We start from the raw sequence: 6,105 nt of genomic DNA, 5'->3' as shown, positions 1-6,105 counted from the left end.
CAGCCCACGCGGCGCAAGAAAACCCAGCCCACGCGGCGCAAGAAAACCCAGCCCACGCGGCGCAAGAAAACCCAGCCCACGCGGCGCAAGAAAACCCAGCCTCGCAGCGCAGAGAGCCGAACTCGCGCAGCGCAAGAGAGCCGGGCCCGCGCGACGCAGCCCAGCCCACGGAGAGCCCGGCGCGACAAGGCACAGCAAAGGCCGGCGCAGCGAACCGCGCCGGCCTCAGAAAGCGATCAGGACAGGTGAGTGAGCAGGTCTTGCCGAGTAAGAACCCCCGCGGGCTTGCCGTCGACCAGGACCATCGCCGCGTCGGACTTCTCGAGCAGGGCGACGGCCTCGCTCACCGGCTGGCCTCCGCCGATCATCGGGAGCGGCTCGCCCATGTGGCGCTCTATGGTGTCGTGCAGGTGGGCCTGACCGGTGAACAACGCGTCCAGCAGGGCCTTCTCCGCGATCGACCCCGCCACCTCGCCTGTCACGACCGGCGGCTCCGCCTTCAGCACAGGCAGCTGCGACACCCCGTACTCGCGCATGTAGTCGATCGCGTCGCGCACTGTCTCGGTCGGGTGGACGTGGATCAGCGGCGGCATCGCGCCGTCTTTCCGGGCGAGCGCGTCGGCCACCGTCGGCGCCCCCTCGACCGTACGCAAGAAGCCGTACCGGGCCATCCAGTCGTCGTTGAAGATCTTCGACAGGTAGCCGCGGCCTCCGTCCGGCAGGAGGACCACGATCACGTCGCTCGGGTCGGCTCGGCGGGCCACCTCGAGGGCCGCCACCACCGCCATGCCGCACGAGCCGCCCACGAGCAGACCTTCTTCGCGGGCCAGGCGGCGGGTCATCTCGAACGAGTCGGAGTCGCTGACCTCGATGATCTCGTCGGCGAGCTCCCGGTCGTACGTGGTGGGCCAGAAGTCCTCGCCCACGCCCTCGACCAGGTACGGCCGACCCGTGCCGCCCGAGTACACCGAGCCTTCCGGATCAGCCCCGATTACCCGTACGCCCGAACCTTGCTCTTTCAGATAACGCCCGACCCCGGTGATCGTCCCCCCGGTGCCCACCCCCGCCACGAAGTGGGTGATCCGCCCGTCGGTCTGTTTCCACAGCTCAGGACCGGTCTCTTCGTAGTGGGAGCGCGGATTGGCCGCGTTGCTGTACTGGTCGGGCTTCCACGCGCCCGGCACCTCGCGGGCCAGGCGGTCGGAGACGTTGTAGTAGGAGCGCGGGTCTTCGGGCGCCACAGCGGTGGGGCAGACCACCACGTCGGCCCCGTACGCCTTCAGGACGTTCCGCTTGTCCTCACTGACCTTGTCGGGGCAGACGAAGATGCATTTGTAGCCGCGTTGCTGAGCGACCAGGGCCAGGCCGACGCCCGTGTTTCCGCTGGTGGGCTCGACGATCGTGCCGCCTGGCTTCAGCAGCCCGTCGCGCTCGGCGTCGAGCACCATCCGCAGGGCGATCCGGTCTTTGACCGAGCCGCCGGGATTGAAGTACTCGACCTTGGCCAGCACGGTGGCAGCGATGCCCTCGGTGACCTTGTTCAGCTTGACCAGGGGGGTGTCCCCGATGATGTCGACGACGTTGTCGTAATAGCGCACACCTCAGACTACGACGACCCGGTCCCGTGCCCTCTCCCACTCCAGGAAGCGCTCCGTCTCGGCCAGGACAGCGCCGGCCAGCCAGGCCACCATCAGCGCGTCGTCGGCCAGCCCGAAGACGAACAGGAACATCTCGGGGACGACGTCGATCGGCGACAGCACGTACGCCGTGGCCGCGGCCATCATGGCCAGCCTCATCCCGCCGTCGTACTGGCCTTTGGTGGTGGCTTTCATCATGCGCGGGATGGCCGCGATGCGGGTGGGCAGGGACGGACCCCCGCGGGCGCCGGCCATCAGGGCCTTGGCGAGCGAGGTGAAGGCCGCCGTCCGTTTCAGGGTCTTCGCCATGCTGTTCTCCTTCCGGTCATACCAGCATGACTTGCGCCCGCCATGATTGCTTGTCGCAGCCGCGCGATAGCCTCGAATTCCCCACTGTTAACCGTACTTCGAGGACCGCGAGCGACAGCGAGGGAGCCTGTGAGCACCATTCAGATCTCTGCGGAGGACTGGCGCCGGATCAAACTGGCTGGTCAGATCCTCGGCGGCGTGACGGGCGCCTTGGCCACCGCGACCGCCATGTCGGTCGGCCTGCTGCTGCGGCAGGCCAAGGACCTGCGCCGGATCATCCCGATGGCCGAGGCCCCGCCCCCGCGCGGCGACGGCACGTACGGCGGGAAGTTCGGCGGCAAGGCGATCAGCATGGTCATTCTGGGTGATTCGACGGCCGCCGGGTACGGCGTGCACCGCCCCCGGGAGACGCCGGGCGCGCTGCTGGCCACCGGCGTGTCGCGCCGCCTGCACCGACCCGTCCGCCTGCACCGGCTGGCCGTGGTCGGGTCGATGTCGTCCGGCCTGCCCTATCAGGTGGACGCGGCGCTGGAGCACGCCCCCGAGGTGGCGATCATCCTGATCGGCGGCAATGACGTCACGCACGCCTCGAGCCGCGACTCCGCCGTGCACCATCTGGGCGAGTCGGTGCGCCGGCTACGCGAGGCCGGCTGCAAGGTGGTGGTCGGCACCTGTCCCGACGTCGGCGCGATCCAGCCGATCAAGCCGCCGCTGCGCTGGCTGGCCCGCAAGTGGAGCCGCGATCTGGCCGCGGCGCAGACGGTCGCCGTGGTGGCGGCGGGTGGTCGTACGGTGTCGATCGGTGGTCTGCTCGGGCCGATGTTCGAGGCCGACCCCGTCCGTATGTTCGGCTCGGACCGCTTCCACCCGTCGGCCGAGGGGTACGCCCGGGCCGCCGCCGTGGTGCTGCCGACCCTGATGGCGGCCCTCGGCGAGGACGACCGCACGGTTCTGACCGGCGGCGAGGGGGTACGGAGTCTGGAAGAGGCGGCGCAGGAGGCCGTGCTCGCGCCCGGCACCGAGGTCAGTGCGGCCGGACGCTGGGCGGTGCTGCGCCGGCACCCGTGGTTCGGCGAGCCGCGCTCGTGGTTCGGCCACCGCGCGGCGGCGTCCCCCGGAACGGAGGGGCAGTCCGTTCCCGGCGGCCGGTCGGCGGCCAGCGCCGTAGGGTGGACGCCGGAGGATCATCAGCCTGCTTCGTGAGGCAGGCGGGTTTCGCTACGCAGGGAGGCGAGTGGGATGGCGGGTCTGAACGCACGGATCGGCAAGGCGGCGGCCACCGGTCTGCTCGCCGGCACGGTGGGCGGCGCGGCCCTGCTGGTCGGCGAGATCCTCGCGGCCAAGGCCCGGCGCTACGCGAAGCCGACCATGGGCCTGGCCCTGCGGACGTCGATGGGCCGGATCTCGGCCCCGCCCCTGCGCCTGGTGCTGCTGGGTGATTCGGCGGCGATCGGCGTGGGGGTCGAGTGGCTGAGCGAGACGGTCGGCGGTCACCTGGCCCGCCTGCTGGCCGAGGGCAGCGCCGAGGTCGGTGAGCGGCACGTCCTGCTGTCCAGCGTCGGTGTGGCCGGTTCCCGCTCGTCCGACCTGGCCACCCAGGTGGCGCGGGCGCTGCTGGGCGAGCGTCCGGACGTCGCTGTGGTGCTGATCGGCGCGCACGACGCCACCAGCCTGCGCAGCCCCGAGGAATCGGCGGCCCAGCTGGGCACGGCCGTGCGGCGCTTGCGCGAGGCGGGCGTCCGCGTGGTCGTCGGCACCTGCCCCGACCTGGGCGCGTTGCGGGCGATCGCGCCGCCGCTGCGCCAGATCGCCGGGGTGCTGGGCCGGCGCATGGCCAAGGCGCAGGCCAAGACGGTCACCGCCGCGGGCGGTGCGGTCGTGCATCTGGGTGACGAGACCGGCGCCGTGTTCCGGGCCGACGCGGGCACGCTCTGCTACGACGGTTTCCACCCGTCGGCCGACGGCTACCGGGTGTGGGCACACGCGTTGTACCCGGCTGTGGTGAAAGCCGCGATGACGCCCGCGGGCTGAGCGCAATGACGGATTCGTAGTCGAACATGACGCGTGTGTGACGAAGTTGTACTTCCGGCTAAGTTACCGGCCAGTTAAATTGGGCCCATGCCGGAAGCTGTCATCGTCGCCACCGCCCGATCCCCCATCGGCCGTGCAGCCAAGGGATCCCTGAGGGACCTGCGTCCCGACGACCTTGCCACCACCATCATCGACGCCGCGCTGAACAAGGTACCGCAGCTCGACCGCACGCTGATCGAGGATCTCTACCTCGGGTGCGGGCTGCCCGGCGGTGAGCAGGGCTTCAACATGGCCCGCGTGGTCGCCACCCAGCTCGGGCTGGACGGCCTGCCGGGCGCGACCGTCACCCGCTACTGCTCGTCCTCGCTGCAGACCACCCGCATGGCCTTCCACGCGATCAAGGCCGGCGAGGGTGACATCTTCCTGTCAGCCGGTGTCGAGACCGTGTCCCGCTACGCCCGGGGCAGCTCCGACGGGCTCCCGTCCGAGGCGCAGGCCCTGGTCGGCGGCGGCTGGGAGAACCCGAAGTACGACGAGGCGCGGGCCCGCACGGCCAAGTACGCCGCGGGCGGCCAGACCTGGCACGACCCGCGCGACGACAACACGCTGCCCGACGTCTACATCGCGATGGGCCAGACCGCCGAAAATCTGGCCCAGATCAAGGGCGTCAGCCGGCAAGAGATGGACGAATTCGGCGTACGCAGTCAGAACCTCGCCGAGAAGGCCATCGCCAACGGTTTCTGGGCGCGCGAGATCACCCCGGTCACGCTCCCCGACGGTACGGTCGTCGCGCAGGACGACGGCCCCCGTCCGGGCGTCACGCTGGAGGCGGTGTCGCAGCTCAAGCCGGTCTTCCGCCCCGACGGCCGGGTCACGGCGGGCAACTGCTGCCCGCTCAACGACGGCGCCGCGGCCGTGGTGATCATGAGTGACACCAAAGCCCGCGAGCTGGGCCTCACGCCGCTGGCCCGGATCGTGTCGACCGGTGTGACGGCGCTCAGCCCCGAGATCATGGGCCTGGGCCCGGTCGAGGCGTCGAAGCAGGCGCTGAAGCGGGCCGGCATGAGCATCGGCGACGTCGACCTGGTCGAGATCAACGAGGCCTTCGCGGCCCAGGTCATCCCCTCGTACCAGGACCTGGGCATTCCGATCGAGAAGCTCAACGTGAACGGCGGCGCGATCGCCATCGGCCACCCGTTCGGCTCGACCGGCGCCCGCATGACGGGCACGCTGCTCAACTCGCTCGACTGGCACGACAAAACCATCGGCCTCGAAACGATGTGCGTCGGCGGCGGCCAGGGCATGGCGCTGATCATCGAGCGCCTGAGCTAGAAACACCCCCGAGCTTCCGCCGGGTCCGGTCTGCCACGAGCGGCCGGGCTCGGCGGAGTCATTTCCACGGCCCTGCCCCCGACGAGCCCCGTACGCCGCGCAAGACGATACGTCGCGTCTCGCGGACGAAACGTATCGTTCCGCGGGCGCACGCCTGACAAACCGCCCGTCTCGCGACGCAACGTATCGTTCCGCGGGCGCGCAAGACGAAACGGTTCGTCTCGCGAGACGCGAACTAAACGAAACGGCTCGTGCCGCGAGACGCGACGTTTCGTCTCACGAGACGTGTGGGGCGGCGGCTACCGGCGGTCGAGGTTGTGGCGTAGCTGGTCGACGGCCGCGGACGCCTCGTCGAGCACCGCGGGTGGCGGGTCGGCCGCGAGCAGGTCGTCGGCCATCACGCGCAATTGGTCGGGCAGGATCATGTCGTGCTCGCGCGGCACTGGCCGGCGAGGTTGCCCCTCGGCGTCCGCTCCGAGGTCGGCCAGCAGTTGCACCAGGGCGTACGCGCGGTCGTTGCGACTGTCGGCCCGCCAGCGCGGCTGCTCCCAGTAGCGCACCTGGTTGAGCAGCCGGTCGATCGACGTCGCGAAATCGGTCACGTCCCCAGCGTAAAGAAGCCTGACCGCCGCGCAGGAAGCCGGGCGCCGCGCAGGAAGCCGGCCGCCGCGCAACAGGCCGGCCGCCGCGCAACAGGCCGGCCGCCGCGCAACAGGCCGGCCGCCGTGCAACAGGCTGAGCGCCGCGCAAGAGGCCGGCCGCGCGCAAGAGGCCGGCCGCGCGCAAGAGGCCGGCC

Annotated in this window: 6 protein-coding genes; 3 read left to right on the top strand and 3 right to left on the bottom strand. The window is 70.7% G+C overall.

Translation table 11 applies throughout. The annotated features are described in order from the left end of the window. Nucleotides 1-236: 236 nt before the first annotated feature. Entirely contained in the window at nt 237-1,598 is a 1,362-nt protein-coding gene (locus M1L60_RS46555; protein WP_253244053.1) for a cystathionine beta-synthase, read from the bottom strand. 3 nt (nt 1,599-1,601) lie between these two features. Further along, nucleotides 1,602-1,946, bottom strand: a complete 345-nt coding sequence (locus tag M1L60_RS46550; protein ID WP_253244052.1) for a YkvA family protein — start codon at nt 1,944-1,946, stop codon at nt 1,602-1,604. 129 nt (nt 1,947-2,075) lie between these two features. On the opposite strand from M1L60_RS46550, the gene M1L60_RS46545 reads away from it, so the two are divergent. The 3 genes from M1L60_RS46545 to M1L60_RS46535 all read left to right on the top strand — a co-directional run bounded on the left by M1L60_RS46545 (nt 2,076) and on the right by M1L60_RS46535 (nt 5,309). Continuing rightward, entirely contained in the window at nt 2,076-3,149 is a 1,074-nt protein-coding gene (locus tag M1L60_RS46545; RefSeq protein ID WP_253244051.1) for an SGNH/GDSL hydrolase family protein, read from the top strand. Nucleotides 3,150-3,185: 36 nt separating this feature from the next. Continuing rightward, the gene (locus M1L60_RS46540; RefSeq protein ID WP_253244050.1) at nt 3,186-3,977 is read left to right on the top strand and encodes an SGNH/GDSL hydrolase family protein; all 792 of its coding nucleotides are present in this window, start codon (nt 3,186-3,188) and stop codon (nt 3,975-3,977) included. Between the two features lie 87 nt (nt 3,978-4,064). Beyond that, nucleotides 4,065-5,309 carry an acetyl-CoA C-acetyltransferase gene (locus M1L60_RS46535; protein ID WP_253244049.1) on the top strand — a complete coding sequence of 415 codons (1,245 nt, stop codon included), beginning with the start codon at nt 4,065-4,067 and terminating at the stop codon, nt 5,307-5,309. A gap of 299 nt (nt 5,310-5,608) precedes the next feature. Here M1L60_RS46535 and M1L60_RS46530 read toward each other — a convergent pair whose 3' ends face one another. Beyond that, on the bottom strand, nt 5,609-5,911 hold the full coding sequence (locus M1L60_RS46530) for a hypothetical protein (RefSeq protein WP_253244048.1): 303 nt from the start codon (nt 5,909-5,911) through the stop codon (nt 5,609-5,611). Nucleotides 5,912-6,105 lie beyond the last annotated feature (194 nt).

The organism is Paractinoplanes aksuensis, from assembly GCF_024137025.1.
Lineage (GTDB): Bacteria > Actinomycetota > Actinomycetes > Mycobacteriales > Micromonosporaceae > Actinoplanes > Actinoplanes aksuensis.
Note: the sequence above shows the minus strand (reverse complement) of the source record. Positions and strands in the feature narration are given on the sequence as shown.